16 protein-coding genes are annotated in these 16,916 nt (G+C 67.2%); 2 read left to right on the top strand and 14 right to left on the bottom strand.

Going from position 1 to position 16,916, the window contains the following annotated elements; all coding sequences use genetic code 11:
- Positions 1 to 9 precede the first annotated feature (9 nt).
- Complete coding sequence (gene mycP, locus ACIBK2_RS09345) at positions 10 to 1,419, bottom strand: type VII secretion-associated serine protease mycosin (protein WP_396965339.1); 1,410 nt, start codon at positions 1,417 to 1,419, stop codon at positions 10 to 12.
- Between the two features lie 12 nt (positions 1,420 to 1,431).
- The gene (gene eccD / locus ACIBK2_RS09340) at positions 1,432 to 2,862 is read right to left on the bottom strand and encodes a type VII secretion integral membrane protein EccD (protein WP_396965337.1); all 1,431 of its coding nucleotides are present in this window, start codon (positions 2,860 to 2,862) and stop codon (positions 1,432 to 1,434) included.
- Positions 2,863 to 3,149: 287 nt separating this feature from the next.
- On the opposite strand from eccD, the gene eccA reads away from it, so the two are divergent.
- On the top strand, positions 3,150 to 4,982 hold the full coding sequence (eccA, locus tag ACIBK2_RS09335) for a type VII secretion AAA-ATPase EccA (RefSeq protein ID WP_396965335.1): 1,833 nt from the start codon (positions 3,150 to 3,152) through the stop codon (positions 4,980 to 4,982).
- Positions 4,983 to 5,055: 73 nt separating this feature from the next.
- Here the strand turns inward: eccA and eccB are convergent, their stop codons facing one another.
- Entirely contained in the window at positions 5,056 to 6,573 is a 1,518-nt protein-coding gene (eccB, locus tag ACIBK2_RS09330) for a type VII secretion protein EccB (protein ID WP_396965333.1), read from the bottom strand.
- 125 nt (positions 6,574 to 6,698) lie between these two features.
- On the opposite strand from eccB, the gene eccE reads away from it, so the two are divergent.
- Entirely contained in the window at positions 6,699 to 8,495 is a 1,797-nt protein-coding gene (gene eccE, locus ACIBK2_RS09325) for a type VII secretion protein EccE (RefSeq protein WP_396965331.1), read from the top strand.
- A 103-nt stretch (positions 8,496 to 8,598) separates the two neighbouring features.
- Here eccE and ACIBK2_RS09320 read toward each other — a convergent pair whose 3' ends face one another.
- From ACIBK2_RS09320 to ACIBK2_RS09270, 11 genes are all read right to left on the bottom strand, one after another.
- A complete protein-coding gene (locus ACIBK2_RS09320) occupies positions 8,599 to 8,892 on the bottom strand; it encodes a WXG100 family type VII secretion target (protein ID WP_396965329.1) in 294 nt (97 codons plus the stop codon).
- Positions 8,893 to 8,942: 50 nt separating this feature from the next.
- Positions 8,943 to 9,245: a WXG100 family type VII secretion target gene (locus ACIBK2_RS09315; protein WP_396965327.1), complete on the bottom strand. Its 303-nt coding sequence runs from the start codon at positions 9,243 to 9,245 to the stop codon at positions 8,943 to 8,945.
- Between the two features lie 86 nt (positions 9,246 to 9,331).
- Entirely contained in the window at positions 9,332 to 10,123 is a 792-nt protein-coding gene (locus ACIBK2_RS09310; RefSeq protein ID WP_396965325.1) for an ESX secretion-associated protein EspG, read from the bottom strand.
- Complete coding sequence (locus ACIBK2_RS09305; RefSeq protein WP_396965323.1) at positions 10,120 to 11,106, bottom strand: PPE domain-containing protein; 987 nt, start codon at positions 11,104 to 11,106, stop codon at positions 10,120 to 10,122. The genes ACIBK2_RS09310 and ACIBK2_RS09305 overlap by 4 nt, the downstream gene beginning before the upstream one ends.
- A 47-nt stretch (positions 11,107 to 11,153) precedes the next feature.
- A complete protein-coding gene (locus ACIBK2_RS09300; protein ID WP_396965321.1) occupies positions 11,154 to 11,489 on the bottom strand; it encodes a PE domain-containing protein in 336 nt (111 codons plus the stop codon).
- Between the two features lie 16 nt (positions 11,490 to 11,505).
- Positions 11,506 to 12,894, bottom strand: a complete 1,389-nt coding sequence (locus ACIBK2_RS09295) for a hypothetical protein (protein WP_396965319.1) — start codon at positions 12,892 to 12,894, stop codon at positions 11,506 to 11,508.
- Entirely contained in the window at positions 12,891 to 13,208 is a 318-nt protein-coding gene (locus tag ACIBK2_RS09290; RefSeq protein ID WP_396965317.1) for a type VII secretion target, read from the bottom strand. The genes ACIBK2_RS09295 and ACIBK2_RS09290 overlap by 4 nt, the downstream gene beginning before the upstream one ends.
- A gap of 92 nt (positions 13,209 to 13,300) precedes the next feature.
- The gene (locus ACIBK2_RS09285) at positions 13,301 to 13,603 is read right to left on the bottom strand and encodes a YbaB/EbfC family nucleoid-associated protein (protein WP_396965315.1); all 303 of its coding nucleotides are present in this window, start codon (positions 13,601 to 13,603) and stop codon (positions 13,301 to 13,303) included.
- Positions 13,604 to 13,629: 26 nt separating this feature from the next.
- Positions 13,630 to 13,986, bottom strand: a complete 357-nt coding sequence (locus ACIBK2_RS09280; RefSeq protein ID WP_396965313.1) for a hypothetical protein — start codon at positions 13,984 to 13,986, stop codon at positions 13,630 to 13,632.
- A gap of 67 nt (positions 13,987 to 14,053) precedes the next feature.
- Positions 14,054 to 14,839 carry an ESX secretion-associated protein EspG gene (locus tag ACIBK2_RS09275; RefSeq protein WP_396965311.1) on the bottom strand — a complete coding sequence of 262 codons (786 nt, stop codon included), beginning with the start codon at positions 14,837 to 14,839 and terminating at the stop codon, positions 14,054 to 14,056.
- Positions 14,836 to 16,626 (bottom strand): hypothetical protein, encoded by a 1,791-nt coding sequence (locus ACIBK2_RS09270; RefSeq protein ID WP_396965309.1) that lies wholly within the window; start codon positions 16,624 to 16,626, stop codon positions 14,836 to 14,838. The genes ACIBK2_RS09275 and ACIBK2_RS09270 overlap by 4 nt, the downstream gene beginning before the upstream one ends.
- Positions 16,627 to 16,916 lie beyond the last annotated feature (290 nt).

The raw sequence follows: 16,916 nt of genomic DNA, 5'->3' as shown, positions 1-16,916 counted from the left end.
CAGCCTGCGCTACGGGTCGAATTCGGCGTCGATCTCCCGGCGTCGGCGGCGGTACGGAATCGATACCGCGATGCCGATGGCCAAGGCGGTCAGGCAGGTCAGCGAGCCGATCACCGCGACCCGGCGCGGACGAGGGTCGGGGCCGGGCGGGATGACGGGCGCGGCGAGCGCGCGTGCGATATCGGCGCCGTCGCTGACGGACTTGTCGGGCAGCTGTGCGGTGAGCGCGGCGAGCGGGTCGATCAGGCCTGCGCCGATCGCGTCGTCGCGGCCGGTGCCTGGCGACTGCGCGGTGCGGATGATGCGGTCGATCACCTGTCGCGCATCGAGATTCGGGAATCGGGACCGCACCAGCGCCGCCAGCCCGGCGACGTAGGGTGCCGCGAAACTGGTGCCGTCCACCGGGCGGATGCCCTCGTCGGTCTGCACGCCGTTCACCAGGCCGACGCCGCCGCCCTTGCTGTCCAGCGACACGATATTGCGGCCGATCGCGGCGACGCCGACCCACGGGCCGTGCAGCGACAGGTCCGACGGCTTGCCGTCCGCGTCCACCGAGGCCACCGCGAGTACATACGGCGAGAACCAGGCGGGGCTGGCCACAGTGTTGACCGAGTCCCAGCCGGAACCGTCGTTCTGCTTCTGGCACGGACCGTTGTTCTCGACGTTCCCCGCGGCGGCTACCACGACGACATTGCGTTCGGAGGCGTACCGCACCGCGGCACCGAGCGAGGAGTCGGCGGTATCGGATCCAGCTGGGCTGCAAGCCACTTCGGAGATGTTGATGACGGTCGCACCGAGATCGACCGCACGCACCACGGCCGCGGCCAGGGTGAGCACGCTGCCGTAGCCGTCGGCACGAATGGTGCCGGGCGGCTTCTCACCGCCGCGATCCTTTTTCTCGTAGGCCAGGCTGAGCTGCCGGATACTCAGAATCTCCGCGTCGGGCGCGACCCCCGTGAACGCGTCGCCGGGACTCGGCTGGGCCGCGATGATGCCGGCCACGAGGGTGCCGTGCCCGTCGCAGTCGACGGTGCCGTCGGTATCGGAGACGTAGTCGCCGCCCGGCTGGAGGGCGGCCAACCGCGGATGCCGTTGCACCCCGGTGTCGATCACCGCGACCTTCTGCCCGGCACCCCGGCTGAACTGCCAGGCCGCGGGCAGATCGAGCACCCGCTGCGAGATCGGCGGCTCATTCGGCGGCGAGCCGGTGAGCGCCGGTTCGGCGCACTGGTCGGCCTGCTGGGTCGGTTCCAAGGGCGCGGGATGACCACTCAACACCTGCGCGATACCCAGCGCGCCCGGATCGATGCCGGGCGGCGAGATCGCGGCGGCGGGCGATGCGAGTGCGCTCACCAGGCCGACCACCGCGGCGGCACCGGCCATCCGCAGCAGGTTGCGACGGAAAGCGCTAGGTCCCATCGGTTCCCGCACTCATATGTTCCTGGCCATCGAGTAGACGCCCATGATCCACAAGACCAGCGGGATCAACGAGATGATCAGCAGGTACTCGAAGATTTCGATCATCCGCCTGGTGATCGGCGTGACCTCGATATGCGGTCCGATCACGCCGAAGCCCACCGTGCCCGCAGCGAAGGCGACGAGCAGGCCGACGCCGAGCAGTTCGAATTCCGTGTTGCCCAGCGCCGCACCGGCGGCCAGCCCGACGAAGGTCACGCAGCCACCCCCGATCAGCGTCGCGGCCTGGGTGAGATCGGCGAAGGAACGGCCACGCAGGCACAGGATGATCCCGGTGACGATGGCAAGAACGATGCCCTGCCAGCGGTCCGAGCCGAGCGGGTCGGCCGCGCCGAACGCGCCGATCACCGCGGTCACCGTGCACGCGATGATCAAGCCGGATTGGTACTGGTTGGCCGCGCGGGCCCGCTCGCCGAGGCCGGACGCCGACGGCAGCGCGGTGGCGCCGATCGCGCCGATGCCCTCGATGGTCGGGCGCTGTTCATGATCGGCCGGGTCGATCGCACCACCCGCGGTCGGCACCGGCGGGATCGGCAGCCGGGCCAGCCCGGCGGCCAGTCGCGGCACCATCGACAGCAGCGCGATGCCGACCACCACCAGGCCACCGGCCAGCTTCGGCAGAGCGGGATGCCAGACCAGATACACCGCGGCGGCGATACCCGCGATGACGCTGAGCGCACCCGCGGCGGAGAACAAGGTCGCGCCCGCGCCGATGATCCGAAAGCCGAGCACGGCGGCCACGATCGTCACCGAACAGCCCAGCAGCAGATGTGCGCTGCCCAGCGGGCCCGGCACGAAAAGCGCGGCGCCGCCGAACAACAGCAGCAGGCCGTCCAGCGACAACCAGACGGCGGAGAGCTGGTCGAGGTATTTGCGGGCGGCGAAGCCCGCGGCGACGAAGGCCCCGATACCCGCGCCCGACAGCGCGAACGCGGGGGCGAGCGGATCGCCGTGCCCGCGCGAATTGACCATCAGCGCCAACACGGTGAGCACCGTCAGCACCGAGGAGACCAGGCCCATCCAGCGCGCGGAGCCGCCGGTCCAGCTGCGGAATTCCTCCGCGGTGAGCCGGGATACCGCGTCGATCACGTCGTCGAAGAGGGCGGGCGCTTCCTTCGCGGTGACCGAACGCAGCACGAGCAACTCACCGTCGTGCACGTCGGCGTCGTTGAGCGTGCGGCTCGGCGCGAACGCATCCTGGCCGACCCGCGCCAACGTCCAATGCTGGGCCTGCAGCGGCACCGAGTCGTCCTCGGCGTCGAACTGGTCGGGATTGCGGGATTCGATCAGGGCCACCAGGTCGCCGATGAAGCCTGCGATCGGCACGGTTGCGGGCAGCCCGACATCGAGCTGAGTGTTCCCGCCGATGACAGAAACCCGACTCAACTCCGGTTCAGCGGCGCGCGTGCCACTGGTTGGTGACTCGATCAACGACCCCGGACCCCCGGCCTCTCCACTGACGATTGTTCACGCCTCGACGGCACTGGGTGGAACGTCTTCTGAGTGAACGACTTCGACACCCGTAGAACTCTCACCTAGACAACACGTGCGTTGCAACCTCTGGGCAGCTGAACCTAATGTAACGGACAGACCAGGCACTGCGCGATCGGTAGTCTGGGGGGCATAAAGAACTCATCCGCTACTACGAACGAAGACTTCGGGGTCCGACAGCCATGACCGGCAATCGCCAAGCACAACGCGCCTTCGACGCCGGAATTCTGTCGCTGGGATTGTCCATCGAGGGGCAGGAGTCCGTGCGCGATCTCGAGTACGCGAAGCTCGCCTTCCAGCGCGCCACCGAGTGGGACCCCACCATGTGCGACGCCTGGCTCGGCCGCGCCGCCGCGGGCGAGCTCACCAAGGACGTCTTGTTCAACATGCACAAGACCAGCGCGAGCACGCTGTACCGGGAGCAACGCAGGCTCGGCCTGCAGCCGCGCGACCTGGTGGGCCGGTTCCTGCCCGGCCTCTATATCGACTACCCGCTGGCCAGCTACACCGAGATCTGGCTCGCCTGGGCCGCATTCCTCATCGCGGACAAGGAATACGACGAGGCCGAGCGGGTGCTCGACGAACTCGACACGTACCGCAGGTCCCAGCTGAGCGACCCCGATCGCGCGATCGACAACCGCATCTGCGCGTATGTCCGCGGCGTCATGCACTACAACACCCAGCGCTGGTCCGATGTGATGACCGTGCTGGCCGGTTCGGCCGAATGGGACGACCCGTACCTCGCGGCGGGCGCGAACGTCATGGTCGGCACCGCCTGCGCGCAGCTCGGTCTGTTCGGCGAGGCGATCCGCCGGATGGAACAGGCCGAAGCGGGCCCGATCCCGGCCGCCCGATCGACCGCCATGTTCTGCCGCGGCCTGTGCCTGCGCGAATCCGGCAACGAGGAAGTGGCGCAGGGACTGTTCGAGAAGGTGTACTCGCAGGCCCCGGATTTCGAGGCGAATACCGCCGCGATGCGCGACCGCACCTATCGGATCAGCGTCACCTCCCGCGAAACGATCGACGCCCGCACCGACAAGTGGGATCCGGCCTCCGCGCCGTCGATGAAGGCGATGGAGCAGGCCGAGACCGAGGATCGGGCCAAGAAGATCCTCGCCGACGCCCGCGCCGAGCTCGACTCTCAGATCGGTTTGACCTCGGTGAAGACCCAGGTGGCCAAGCTGCAGTCGAGCGCGCAGATGGCGAAGATCCGCGCCGAGAAGGGCCTGGCCGCCGGGGCGCGCGGTCAGCACCTCGCGTTCACCGGTCCGCCCGGCACGGGTAAGACCACCATTGCCCGGGTGGTCGCCAAGATCTATTGCGGCGTCGGCATCTTGAAGACCGACAAGGTGGTCGAGGCCAAGCGCGTCGACTTCGTCGCCCAGCACCTCGGCGGCACCGCGGTCAAGTCGGAGGCGCTGATCGACAGCGCGATGGACGGCGTGCTGTTCATCGACGAGGCGTACACGCTGATCCAGACCGGCCTGCAGGGCGGCGACTCGTTCGGCCGTGAGGCCATCGATACGTTGCTGGCCCGGATGGAGAACGACCGCGACCGGCTGGTGGTGATCATCGCCGGATACGACGGCGAGATCGATCGCCTGCTCGCCGCCAATGATGGTCTGGCATCACGGTTTTCCAAGCGCGTGCAGTTCCCGTCCTACACGCCGGCGGAGCTCGGCGAGATCGGCAACGTCATCGCGCGCAAGCGGGACTCGGAAATGTCCGACGAGGCGCTCGCGCTGCTCGTCACCGCCTGCACCCAGCTCTACGAACTGCAGAGCACCGACCAGAGCGGTCAGCCCCGCCGCGGCGTCGACCTGGCGGGCAACGGCCGGTTCATCCGCAACGTCATCGAGACCGCCGAGGAAGAGCGCGAATTCCGGCTGGCCAACGACGAAACCCTGGATCTGGCCAATATCGACGAGAAGATGCTGATGCGCATCGAGGCGCCCGATATGCACGCCGCGCTCTCCAGCATTCTCGCCTCACTGAATGTCGGGTTCACCGGCTGACATTCGGTAGCCGTTCAAATCCTGAACGGCTACCGACGCGAGCCGCACACCGCTGTTGCGGCGGCGGCACGGGCTAGTGCTGCGGCTCCAACGGCAGCTGATCGCGCGCGATGAGCGCTTCCTTCGGCGACAGCGTGGCACCGGGAACCATCTGGCCGATGACCGCCCACGGCGCGAGCCGCGGCGTGTCCCCGAGACCTAACACGCCCGCGGTCGCCATATCCGGAATGCCATAGCGGACACCGTTATCGGCGACGTAGAACAGGCTGCCGCGCCGCGGGCTGCCCGGCTCCATGCCGGTCACCTGAACGAACTCGCCGCTGCCCGGCGGGACGTACACGGCGTCCACCCGATCACCGGTGCCGTCGGCGGTGGCGAGGTCGACGGCCTTCGCCGATTCCGCGATCGGCACGCGCACACCGGCAAGCAGGGTCACCGACGCACGTTCGGCCGGTCCGTCACCCGCGTCGACCTTGCGGTTGGCCGGGGCCGTGCCCGGCGTCTTGGACCAGGCCACGCAGGTGACCGGGGCGTCCTCGGCATTCAGGATCTTCGGGGTCTCGACCGGAAAGTCGTTGATCGGCAACACATCATGCACCACCCGCACCCGGTCGAGCACGTCCGGCGGCATGGTCGGGATGTCGCTCATCCCGTGTGAGTCGGCGAACCGGATCAGCTGCGCGGTGAACGGGCTCACCGGCTGCAGCGCGTCGGCGAGCACGGCATACAGCTCGGGCTTGCCGTCGCCGACATCGCGCACGGAGATGACGCCACCGACCGGAACATTCGACAGCGGGCCGGGGCCCGGCTGACCGGCCTGCGGGATCTGCGGCGCCGCGAGCGGCGGGACTTCTGTTGTCGCGCCGAGCATTCCGGTGCCGACCGGACGCGGCCGGTGTGCAGGCAGGTTCAGCGCGCGCACCAGCACCGAGTTGCCGGGGTCGACCTCGGCCCGCTTGCCGTCGTAGACCAGGTAGGTCTTGCCGCTGCGCTTCACCAGCAGCGCCTCGTTCTTGCCCACCGTGCGGGTGCGATCGCCGAGCGCGGGACGACCCGCGATGACCGTCGTGGTGCCGCCGGTGGCCGAGGCCGCGCTACCGCCCTGCGACAGCGTGATCGTCTCGCACAGCGCCCATTCCGACCGCGGCCCCTGCGACGACCCTGGCAGCGCGCTCGGCGCGCCGGGGATGCCGACCATCGGTCCGCGCGGCATGTCGTTGAGTTTGCTGTCTTTCACCGCGTTCGGCTCGGCATTGCTGCCGGTGATCAGCCGGGCCGAGGCCAGGTTCAGGACCGGGTGCAGTGTCTTGGTGCCGTTCTCGCCCTGCACCACGACATACAGCGCGCCACTCTGCTTGCCCGACACGATCACCGAGTCGCCGACCGCACCCTGCGGCTTCAGAAAGCTCAGGATGGCCGCACCGGCGATCACGAGTATCCCGAGCACCAAACCGACCATGAGCGAACGCACCTGGGACCGCATCGGATCGTGCAGCATGCGCACGTCGCGCCGCACCAGCGCGTGATCGAGTCGGCGCAACAGGAATCGGTACCCGTTGACCTGGGCTCGGGTGGTCAGCTGTGCCGGCACAAGGTCTCCATCGAACTGTCGAGAGCCATCTTCATCGACACGGTACCGTAATTCCAGGACGGCCCTGAACCGATGATTTCATGGTCATGGGCGGTGGTCGTACAGGTGGCAGACAGGGACAACGCGTGACGACAACTGAGCAGCAGACCAGGCCCGACGGGGCGACCGAGCCGGAAGGCACTGGTGTGCCGACACCACCGGCCGACCCGGCTTCGGCCTACGACACCCTGCGCGATCCCGAGTTCTGGCTCTTCCGTGTCTATCCGCTGCGGGTCGTCGTACCGGTGGTGGTACTGGCCGCCGCACTGGCCTGGATCGTGCTCGCCACAACGCATTCGCTGTGGGGCGCGATCGGCGCGGGCATCGGTTTCGCGGTGATCTTCCTGCTCCCGATCCGCGGCCGTACCCCGGCCGGGCGGATCGGCGGTGCGCTGGCCCGGCGGCGCCCCGGGCGGCCCGCCGACCAGCTGACCCAGGCGCCCGCCTTCGACGTGCCGTTCAGCGAGGGCGGCGGTTACGGCGTGCGCTGGGACGGCGAGCTGCTGCTCACCATGCTGCGGATCGATCCGCCGCCGGACACGTTGACGCTGCTTCGCCGCGGCGAGCTGAGCACCGACCAGCTGCTTCCGCTCACCGAGATCGCCAGCTGCCTCGATCAATTCGATCTGACCCTGGCCAGTGTCGACATCGTCAGTACGGGCGCGCGCACCGCGGGCACCGGCATCGTCTCGCACCTGTACGACAGCATCCTCGGCCCGCTGCCCGCCATCGCCCACCGCACCCTGTGGCTGGTGCTGCGGCTGGATCCGCTGGCCAATGCCGAGGCGGTGGACAAGCGCGGTGGCGGCGGCACGGGCGCACTGCGCACCGCGATGATCGCCACCCGCCGGGTGGCGAACCGGCTCGCCGCGCACGACATCGCCACCTCGGTGCTGACCGCAACCGAAATGAACACCGCGGTCCGCGAACTCACCCACGGCTTCGAGCTCGACCAGCTCGCCGAATCGCCGCGGTCCCTGGAGTACCAGGGCCGCTATATGACGCACTATCAGATCGGCGCGGACCTGATCGCCCCGCGCGGGCTGGCCGACATCTGGACCGTGCAGAGCCTGTCCACCACAGTGATCCTGCGGCTGCGTCCCGGGGCGCAGCGGCACAACACCCGCGCCGACCATGCCGGCACCGTGGTGCTCAATGCCGTTGTCCGGTTCGACACCACCTTCGAACCGGAGGAGCCGCCGCTGCCCGGCCTGCGCGAACTGCCGGGCAATCAGCTGCGAATCCTGTTGGACACCTTGCCGATCGGGTCGGGCGGTCGCTGGGGCGCGGACACCGGATATCGCGGCACGATGACCGCGCTCACCGACATCGCGGTGCCGACCGCGGGCTGCGGGCAGTTGATCGGGGCCGACGAGATCGGCCAGGGCATCGCGGTGCCGCTGGTCGGCGAGGGCACCAGGCACCTGGAGGTGATCGGCAACCTGGACCTCGCCCAGCAGGTGATCCTGCGGGCGACCGCGCTCGGCGCGCACGCCATCGTGCATACCGCCAGGCCGGACGCCTGGCACACCATGGTCACCAATCTCGATGCACCGCACGTAATTTCGATCGCACCGCGGTCCGCGGGCGCCAGCTACCACGCACCCGCCGCACCGCCGCTACCCGCCGCGCCTTACCCGAGCACCACGGTGGTGGTGTTCGACGGGATCGCCCCGACCACGCACGCGGGCGGCGCCACCATCGTGCATGTGCGCACGCCGGATCAACCGCCGGCGCCGATCGATGCCGACGTCACGCTGGTCCAGGATCCGGACGCGCCGAACCGGATCACCGTGCGCACCGCGACCGCGAGCGCAACCGTGTTCATGGTCACCACGCCGGACGAGATGCACTACATCGGCGAATCGCTCGCCGCGCGGTAAGCCTGAAAACTACTGTGCTGGCTTGAAACCACTGTGCCGGCTTTGAAACCGAGACGGCCGACCGGAACTGGATGTTCCGGTCGGCCGTCAGGTGACGGACATGTCAGAAAGCGGCGAAACCGTCGCCGACCTTGCCATCGGCCTCGATCGCGCGGTGCAGCGCGTTCTCCACCTGTGTGGCGAGGTCGTCCAGCTTCTTCAGGGTGTCCGACAGATCCGACTGAAGAGCCTTGTGCGCCTGGTCGAAGCCCGTCTTGGCCGACTCACCGGTCAGGTTGTCGTGGAATCCCTTGGCAGCGTCTTCGAGACTGTCGATCTCGGCCTTCATCTTTCCACCGTTGTTCTGCAGCTCGTCACGCAGGTGGTTCATTTCGGTGGGATCGTAAACAATGGTCATAGTTCAATTCCTTCGAACGATGGGTTCTGAAACAGGATGGAGCGCGCTGATCAGGCGCCGTGGTCCATCTTCTGGAGGTGCGAGCTGCCGTCCTCGACAGCCTGCGTGAACGCGTCGAAACGCTTGTTCAGCTGGTCGGCTTCGTCGTGCCAGGTCTGCGCGACCTTGGAGAACGCCTCGGACGCATCGCCCTGCCAGCCTTTCTTCACAACTGCCTGAGCGGCGTCGTCGATCGCCTGGACCGAATGGCGGAGGTTACTGATCGCTTGCTCCAGCGTCTGCTTGACGTTCGCGATACCGCTGGCCTCGAGGCCGACCGTATTGCTCGAGATACCGAGGTTGGTGAGTGCCATTTCATTGACCTTTCGTCATATCTGATGATCGTTCTCATGCAAACGATCTCGTTGAACTACGAGCAACCGAAGTTGCCACCCGAGAACTACTGAGGCAGCCACCTCCCCCCGGGCAGCCCCTCGATCAACGTGGCGACTGCTTGCGCAACCCGGTGGTCTGAACCTGGCGTGACCGTCGACCAGACCTGCTGATCCGGGGAAACCGTCGGTGCTGCGACGATCCGCCCGCGGGCGGTGTCGTACACGGCGACGGCACCAGGTGCTCGTGTGGTCACGCCATCCTCATGGGCGCACGCCACGATCTCGGCGTAAGCGTGCGTCGCACCGAACGTGAGCCCCAATGTGGTGGCGTCGCGCTCGGTGGCACCCAGGGCATAGAGAGCGTCGGTGAGCTCGCTCGAGGTGGCGGCGGCATTGAGCCGCTCGGCCAGCTCTGCGGCAGGGACGCTGAAATTGGGGATCTCGGCGGGCGGGCACGGATCCATGGCGGCAAGCAGCGGCCGCACCAAATCGGCCGCGGATCCATCGGTCCACACCTGCCGCACCTCGAAGTCGTCGCCGGAGCGGACCGCGACCGCGTGCGCGTCACCGCGACGCACCACACAGACTCGGCGCGGACCATTCTCGGTGTAGATGCGGGCCACCAGCTCTTGCTCCGGCAAGGCCAGCGTGAACAGCGTTTCCGCCAGCTCCGAAGCCACCTCGCCGTGCGCGTCGATCAGGCCGTCGCCGATCAGAGTGGCCATCGCGTGCTCCTGCGCGCGCTGCCATTCCTCGAACGAATCCTGTTGCGGCCCAACCGAAAGCACCAGCGGCAGGGTCTGCACCCCGAGCCGGTCGGCGACGGCGAGCAACGCGTCGTTGGTCAGCGTGGTCACGGCGCACCGCCGGTCTCGGTCCGAGTCTCGGCGGGCGCCTTGATCACCGACTCGGTGCCACCGAGAACCGCTGGCGCGGCTTGAATTTCGCCTTCGAGCCCGATCTGGTCCGCCTCGCCCGCCAAGCTCGCGCGCGGGAACCGGGCCGAATCTTGGGATGCGCCTGCACCACCCATCGCGCCGGGCGCCATCGGCGCGGTCTGGCCGGTCGCGCTCGTCGTGCCGGCCTGGGTCGCCTTGATCGTCGGCTCGGTGGTCGTGGTGGCTTGCGAGTACACTGGCGCGCGGTAGGACGACAGCGCCCTCGGTGGCAAGGTCGGCATCGCGATCGAGCCGATCGGCATGCCGCTGAAGCTCGGCATCGCTTTCGGTGCTTCAGCCGCCGCGGCGGTGGCGGCCTGCTCGGCGGCCAACGCCTGTTCCGGCGCGATCTTCGGCGGTTCCTGATGCTGCCACGGCGTCGCCAATGGTTCGGCGGCCGTTTCGTAGCTGCGCATCACCCGCGACGCAACGGCTTTCGCCATATCCGCGTCCGCGTCGGTGTCCGCGGCGATCGCCTGGATCGGCGCACCGAGCATGGCGCCCATGCTTTTCAGCATGTCCTGCACCTGCTGGATCTGCTGGATGTCAGCAGTGTTCGGCATGGTCAGCCTGGCCACCTCGTACGCGGCGACCTGGGTCTGCAGCCGGGTGGCGTTCGTGGTCGCGGTGGTGGCCGCGTCCACCAGCCAATCCCGCAGCTTGGTCACCGTTTCCATGACCTCGCCGCTGCGACCGGACTGCCACGCGGTGCGCAGCGAAGCAAGGACCCGCTCGTATTCGAGCACCGCCGCACCGAAAACCGTGGCGAGCCGCGCCCATTCGGCGGCTGCCTCGGCCATCGGCAGAGCACCCGGCCCCGTGGTGAGGTCTCGCGCGAGCCGATCCGGCTGGCGAGCTTCCCACACCACGCCGGTGAACCCTGGCTTCGGTGGTTCGATCATTGCTGCGCTGTGCCTTTCCAAGACAGGCCTTTCCGCGGACCCGTGCCTCAGGCGGACGTGCCGCCTGCCGCGTTGAAGTCCGCGACGCTGTCGCTTTCCATCTGGCTGAACTCGTTGGTGTGCATCCGCAACGTGGCCGCCAGCTTTCGCATTTCGGTCACGCTGGCCTGGGCGCTCGCCAAGTACGAGGACGCGACCTCGTTCCCGGTCTGCGCGGCCCGGCCGGAGACTTCGTCGGCCCCCGCAGGCTGGATCGTCAATGCCTGTTCGGCGGCCTGCAGGTCCGCGGCCAGCCGGTCGGCGAGCACATCGAGTCCACTCGATGCCTCCCCGGCCGCGGCTGCGTCGAACTGAAAGCTCGCGAACGCGCTATCACTACTCATGAGACCCTCCTCAAAGTCAGAGCGTGAGTTCTTTATCCGGCGGTGGTTCCGACGTGGCGTCGGCCGCGCCGACCACCGGCAACGAGACCCCCTCGATCCGGCCGACCACTTCGTCGCCGTGCTGGCTGGTCACCAGCTGGCCGCGCAGCGCAGCGCTGCTCGACTCACCGTCTTTGCCGAGTCCGGCCACGCCGCCGGCACCGGACATCGGCATCCCGCCCATGCCGCCGGTACTGGTACCGCCGGTCGACATCGCTGTTGTCATGGCGGGACTCGACCCACCGACGCCGCTCAGCGAGCCCATCGAGCCGCTCGCGACTCGCGTGCCCTGCCACGGGTTCAACGGAGCGGCGGGTGCGCCCGCGGCGCCGGGGCCAGGGCCACCGAACGCACCGGGACCGCCCATCCCACTCGCCGCTTCGGCCTTCGCCTTCTCGTCATCGGAGAGTTGGCCGCCCTCATGGGCTTTCGAGTCGACGACCGGCTTCGGCGCGCTGAGCGCCGAACTCGCCTGGGCCAGCTGACCGAGCGACTGCGCCGCCGTGCTCGCGGTGCTGATCAGCGGCGTCACCATGCTCATCAGCTGGCTCAGCTGGTCGCCGCCGCCCGCGCCCGCAACGCCCTTGGGGGCGTTGGTGATCGGGACCTTGGTCCCCGTCGCGGTCATGGTGGCACTGTGGCCGAGCAGTTCGCCCTTGGTCTTGACGGTGATGCCGAGCGCCTCGGCCATCGACTCGACCGCCGAGGCCGCCAGGAACACCTGTCCCGCCGGGGTTGCCGCGTACAGCGGTGCCAGGGCGAGGGTGGTGGACATTTTCGCCACCACCGCGGACATCAGCCCGGCGCCGACGAAGACGCTGCCCGCCGCGTTGGTGAGCCCCACCTTCTCCTGGACGCTTTGGGTCTCCAGCTTGCCCGCGTCCGTCGCGGCCTCGCCCGACTTCTTCGCCGCCTCCATCGCCGCCATGCCCTGCCACACCGACATCACCGTCTGAATGGCGGAGGTGCCGACCTGCATCACGGTCTGCATGACGGTCGAGATACCGGTCAACAGCTGGGTCGGATCCATCGGCGGTGGCGGCGCCGCAGCGTTCTGGGTGCCGTCGGCGTTCGTCGGGACCGGGGCCGGTGCCGGTGGCGCGCCGAGCTTTCCGCTGCCGAACGCGGATGCCAGATCGGTCAGCGGCCGCATCAGTGCGGTGAGATCCAGCGGCGGCAGCGGCGGCATCTCGGGCATGTGGATGAACGAGGGCATCTCGGGCAGGTTCGGCAGCCCCATGTCCTGCAGGATGTGGTTCACCGGCTGGTCGAGCATCGGAGCTAGGACACTGCCCCGCAACAGATCCAGCACGCTCGGATCCAGCGGCTCCGCCCCCGGCGGTGGAATGGCCCCGGGGATGGTCATGACTTCGAGTTGACCGATCCGATGGCCGTGCTGGACTCGCCATCGGCGGACTCGTAGGTGCTGGCGGCCTGGTGCGCGGTCAGGGCCGTACCCGCGTGCACCGCAGCCAGTTCGGCCACCGAGCTCAGATGGTTCGCCTGCGCGAACGCGAACGAGGCGAGGAACTCCTGGCCGATCAGGCCGAACACCGGCACGACCGTGCCGATGGTCGCGGCCTGGTCCACCGCGCCCGCCGAGGCGACGCCCGCTGCCATCACGGCCGAAGCGGAGCCGTAGGCCCGAACCGCATCTGGAACAACTTCAATGTGATTCATGACTTGACATCCAATCCCGAAACACCATAAGGCGTTTCGTCAGACCTTACCTAGAGAAGCATGTATGCGCTGATCACGGCGTAATTTCTCGATCACCTCGCCGCACTTTCCTCGTTATATGCGGTGACCAGCCGGGCTCGCTCGGCGAAGGCGCGATAGGCCGCTGTCCGCGCGGTGCCGACGAGTGTCTGCTCGAACTCGGCAGGCGAAAGCTTCGCTACCGCACCGGAAAGGCTCAGCTCGACCAGCGCGCCGTTGCCGTCCACCGAGGCGGTGACCGCGCCGTCCTCCGACGTCTCGGTCATCAAGATGCCGGTGGTCGCCTCGTTGAGGTCGCGCAGCCGGTACATCTGCTGCTGCACCCGCGCGATCAGTTCGTCCATCGTGTCGACCATGACTACCTCCCGAATTCCCGTCCTGGTCAGACTGATCGAAGCCAGCTCTGCGGCTCGGTCTCGTACTCCTGCTCTTCGATGATCTCCTGCCGCGCCACTTCCTGCTCGGTGGGTAGCCCGGTCATCGCCAGCATCTCGGAGGTGAAGCCCGCGTCTCGCAGTTGCGTCCGGCGGGCCATCCCGGCCCGGTTCGCCGACTGCTTGCAGAGCCGTAATATCTCGGCAGCCAACGCCGCCGGGTCGCGCCGCAATTGATCCTGGTCCAGCTTGATGCCCAGCGGCAGCCCCTGCTCGGTGGTGCGCACGGCAATCGAACCGGTCAGCGAGGTCACGACGAATTCCGTCGGAAACTCCTGTGGCGTATCGCCATTGGGTACCGTCACGGCCGCTCCCTCTCCGAACATGGGATCAATAACAGCGTCTCACGCATGTCAACTCCTTAACAACTCCTTATGCGCGCTCGTCTTTGATGGCACGGACCACCTCGGCGATTCGGCCGTTGATCAACTGCACGAACCGCTTGCTGTCCGCCGCGACCGCCGTCGCCGGGGTCCCCTCGGTAATGATGTAACGACCGTCGCCTTCGATGTCGCGCCAGTCGAGCCGGTGGCGAGTAACTCCACGCGGGCCGAACCGGGAACGGCCCTGGGTGATGTCGATAGTGCCCACGAATTTATCCGGAGCGGCCACAAACCGTGCGGAGCGCGAGTGCACAGAGTCTGTGAAGGAATCTTGCACAACGGAACTGGCGAATGAATAATCCAACTCTTCGGCCCGGTCCTCGGTCGGCAGGATGTAGTCCGCCTCCCGACCGGCCTCGGCCTCGGGAATTGCTTGCACCACCAGGTCGGCCAATCTCAGTGCATCGCACTCGGTGACCGTATATCCACCACTGTGCCAATAGGTTTCACCGGGTTTCTGGCTTACCACGTAGCCGGTATCGCCACGGCGGACGGCGTACACGCGCACCAGAGTGTCCGGTTTCATGTTGTCGCTGCCGTCGGATCCGTGCACTGCGATCTGGATATCAGGCTCGAGTAGTGTCACCAACACCGTATCGATGAACTCCGGGTGCGCACGTTCCACCTGATTCAGCGACTGCCGCATCTGCGAATCCAATTCGCTGCGGGTGCGCACCCGAGCGGTCATGACCAACGGCCACGGCAGCCACGTCGTCGTTGCCCGTTCCCACAGGGCAAAGAGTTCGAGGTCGGTAAATGTCCACGTGCGGTTCATTGTTCGACAATGGGTTTGACCACTACCGGCGCCTCACCGATCGCCTCTTCGAGGTGCTCGATGGAGTCGAGATAGTCGGCTCGCTTGTGCTCCTTCTGCTGCCCCTGGGCGCCCGGGCCTGGGCCGGGCCCCATGCCCATCCCGGCACTCGACGCGAGGCCCGCTCGCGCGCCGGCCGCGGCGGCGTTTGTCGTCGCCTCGGCACGCGGGAACAGCTTGGCGGCCTTGTCCAGGGTCTGACCGATGCCGCCCGGTTTCGCCGCGCTGCCAGGACCAGGACCGCCCGCACCTTTCGCCGAGGCGGTGCCGAGCGACTTCTTCGCCTGCTCCTCCAGATCCTTCATGCTCGGGAGGGTGGGCAGTCCGGCCAAGCCCGCTTGCTGCGCGGCTTGCTGTGCGGCAGCGGCCAATTGCGACCCCATCTGCTGGGCGGCCTGCGAGAGCTGCTGCCCGATCTGCGACGCCTGCTGCGCGGCTTGCTGACTCGCCTGCTGCGCGGCTTGCTGGGTGGCGCGCTGCTGTTCTTGCTGCTGCTGCAGCTTCTCGCGCTGATCCTGCTGTTCCTGTGACCGCCGCTGCTGGTCTTCCAGCGTCTTGCGCTGCTGATCCATTTGCTCTTGGAGCTTGCGCTGCTGATCCTGCTGCTGTTGCTGGTTCTGCAGTCCGGGGGCGCCGGGACTCGCCTTGCCCGGCGCACCCGGAGGACCCGGCGGACCCGGAGTTCCCGGCGTGCTGTTGTTCTGCAGCGGTTTGGGGCCTTGCGGAAGCGGAATCGTCGGGATGGCGGCAGAGGTCGCGGCTATGCCCAGCTCATACCAGCCGCCGTAGGCCGCGCGGGCCAGCCCCAATTCCAGAATCTTGTTTCGATCGGACATCGACGCGGCCGGCTGGCTCGGCATATTGACCTGAGTTGTTTTCCCCCAGTTGTACGCGTCCAGCGAAATCGTGCCCATGTTGTACATGGTCTGGACCAAGGCCTTGCCGGTGGCGGTATAGACGTGCACCGCGTTCTTTGCACTATCGGCGCCGTAACCGGTCCATTTCTCCGAGTCCACCAGGCCGGAGATATTCGCGTTGAAGTCGGTGAACCCCGCGTCCAGCTTGCCGGCCATAAGATTCCAGCCCTGCGACACATCCCTGGCTGCGTACACACCATTCAGGCTGGAAAACAACCTGTTGAAATCTTCGTATATCAGCGATACGGCAGGTTCCGCACTGATCGCAGCCCCCTTATCGGTAGCTTGCAGACCAGAAGGCAATCCCCCGTACTTGCCGACCTGCCAGTTACCCTTGTCGTCCGGCGTGGCCCGTTGGTAGTTACTCGGATCTTGGACCGGGGTGTCGGCCCAACCGTATACATCGCCTTTTGTGGTGCACAGGACGACCTGCCAGGACTGCCCGACACGTACGATGCCTTCCCGGGGTTCCCGACTGTTCTTGATCGCGTCCAGATCGGTCTGCGATTGCTCGTCCGCATTTTTGTAATGGTTGCCCGCGATCAGGAACGACTGGGCCATATCCGTCAAAACCTTCTTATGGCTGTCCAGGACCTCGTCACGAAACCTCTTGCCGGCCTTGACGAACTCGTCCGTCAACTGATGCCCCGAGAGTAAATGGCCGAACATTTCGGGCTGGGTCGGCACGACTCTGCTGACATCTGCCGCGACAAGATCGATGACGTCGAGCATATCGGCGCAATAGGTCGCTGCCTGTTTCGCAACGTCATCACTCAATTTGAGGGCGCCGGGCCGTTTGAAGCCCTTCCAGTCGTCCTTCGGGTCACCCATTGGTCACACTCCTGCCGGCGGACAGTTCCGAGTACGGCCGCAGACCGACACGACCGGGACAGACCACCCACCTGCCCTCGGCATCGAACGGCGCTCGTGCACTGGATCTCTCATCCGCTACTGGCCCTCCTCGTAGCTACGACGCTGCTGACGTTGTGTGCGCACGTCGGCATCGCAGCTAGTTCCTACAGCGTGCCAATTCTATGGGTACTAGCGTCGACGCCGCATGTACAGACCCGAATCTTGGTGGCACGCTTGCACTGAACGCACTTTGACCAGTGACTTTGCCG

The sequence above is a fragment of the Nocardia sp. NPDC050175 genome (assembly GCF_044459885.1).
In the GTDB taxonomy this organism is placed as follows: domain Bacteria; phylum Actinomycetota; class Actinomycetes; order Mycobacteriales; family Mycobacteriaceae; genus Nocardia.
Note: the sequence above shows the minus strand (reverse complement) of the source record. Positions and strands in the feature narration are given on the sequence as shown.